This window comes from Mesoflavibacter sp. CH_XMU1422-2 (assembly GCF_037029245.1).
Lineage (GTDB): Bacteria > Bacteroidota > Bacteroidia > Flavobacteriales > Flavobacteriaceae > Mesoflavibacter > Mesoflavibacter zeaxanthinifaciens.
Map to the genome: position 1 here is coordinate 1 of NZ_JAYMEE010000071.1, position 628 is coordinate 628.

The window sequence follows — 628 nt, forward strand, 5'->3', positions numbered from 1 at the left end:
GAAATTCATTGCAATTTTCTATCTTTCAGCTCAATCGGAAAATCGTACCGATTTTCCGCAACTGAAATTTATACGCTAACGTTGGCAAACATTTAACTGAACCATATGAAAATCATTCTTTCATTATTGACCATAACATTTTTAGTCTTATTTGGACAAAACACAAAAACTGAATTGGTCGGAACTTATTACTCAGTTGACAATGAGTTCGAAAGATGGTCGATTATTGAATTACAAGCAGACGGAACTTTTAAATACAAATACGGACTTAGTGCTTGTCAAGCTGAAATAACTGGAACTTACTCTGTTGCTAACAAAAAAATCAGATTTAAAAATGACCGAGAATACACCAAAAAATATTTACAATCTGAACGAGATTCAATAATAAAATCTGACTCAACTTTTATTGGAATAGGAATTCCAGTATATCCCGATTTGAGTTTAACTGAATGGAAAATAAAAAAGAGTGGAATAAAGCCAATGTCGGAAATTGATTGTGGATGTATAATTGAGAATGGAAAACACAAGAAAAGATAAAAACGATTTGCCAACAAAGAACTGAGGCAATAAACAAGTAAAATATTAATTATTTATTGCTAGAGTACTTCTATGTTCACCATTGTAAGGC

Annotated in this window: 1 protein-coding gene; it reads left to right on the plus strand. The window is 31.4% G+C overall.

What is annotated here, in order from left to right:
- Positions 1 to 105: 105 nt before the first annotated feature.
- A complete protein-coding gene (locus tag WA340_RS12655) occupies positions 106 to 537 on the plus strand; it encodes a hypothetical protein (protein WP_336129349.1) in 432 nt (143 codons plus the stop codon).
- Positions 538 to 628: the final 91 nt, after the last annotated feature.